The 935-nt window shown below is 76.8% G+C and carries 1 pseudogene; it reads left to right on the forward strand.

Going from position 1 to position 935, the window contains the following annotated elements:
• Nucleotides 1-334 precede the first annotated feature (334 nt).
• Nucleotides 335-935 (forward strand): annotated as a pseudogene (locus tag K4G64_RS41615) (ATP-binding protein); the annotation flags it as partial.

A 935-nucleotide genomic window follows, 5' to 3' on the forward strand; every position in this document is an offset into this window, starting at 1 on the left:
AGGCGCGCCCGGTGCGGATGGTCCGGCGGTGCCGGGGCGGCCGGCCGGGCAGGCCGGCCGGAGCGGTCCGGCTGCCCCGGGCAGGCAGGCCGGGCAGAACGGACAGGTTGCCGCCGGTGCCGGTGGTGCGTCCAGAAGGCTGTCCCCGGTGGTCGTCGACGGCGGTGAGGCCGGGGGCTCGTCCGTGCCGCTGCCCACGTCCGGAGCAGGGCCGTCGGTTCCACCCATCGCGCCCGCCGCGTCACCCGCCTCCACCGCACCCCGAGGGCACGAGCGGGAAGCCTCACCGGCCCCGGGCGGGAGCGCACCGGCCGGCCGGCCCGCGCCCCTGCCCATGCGCGGGGCCCGCCGGGAGCGTGCCACCCCGGCCGAGGCACGGCCCGGTATCAGTCCCGACGACCGGCGGACCCTCGCCGAGAACGTCACCGAGCCGCCCACCCCCCGCAACGGCACCGTCCGCGGCACCATGGGCAAGCCCCAACTGCCGCGTCGCCGCGCCCAGGAGCACATCGTGCCCCAGCTGCGCGACGGCCCGACGCCACGCCAGGACCCCGAGTACCTCGTGGGCCACGACCCCGGTCTCATGGCGGCCTTCCAGCGCGGCATCAGCCTCGCGGAGGCCCAGCAGAGCATGGAGACCGACAACACGGAGTGGGGCGACACGTCGTCCGCCCACGCGGAGTCGGCCCACATGGCGTCCGCGCACACGGAGTCCCTCCACACGGAGGCCGCCCACATGGACTCCTCCTATACGGAGGGCGCCCACACGGAGGTCGCCCACATGGACCCCTCCTACGTGGACTCCGCCCACACCGACCCGGCACCCCCGGGCTCCACCCCCAGGGACCCGATGCCCGTCCGCCCGGTCCACCTCGAGGCGCTCCCCTCGGAGCTGTCCCCCTCGAACAGGCCGACGCCCGGGTCCCGTTCCGACC

This window comes from Streptomyces sp. WAC04114, assembly GCF_019733245.1.
GTDB lineage: Bacteria > Actinomycetota > Actinomycetes > Streptomycetales > Streptomycetaceae > Streptomyces > Streptomyces massasporeus_A.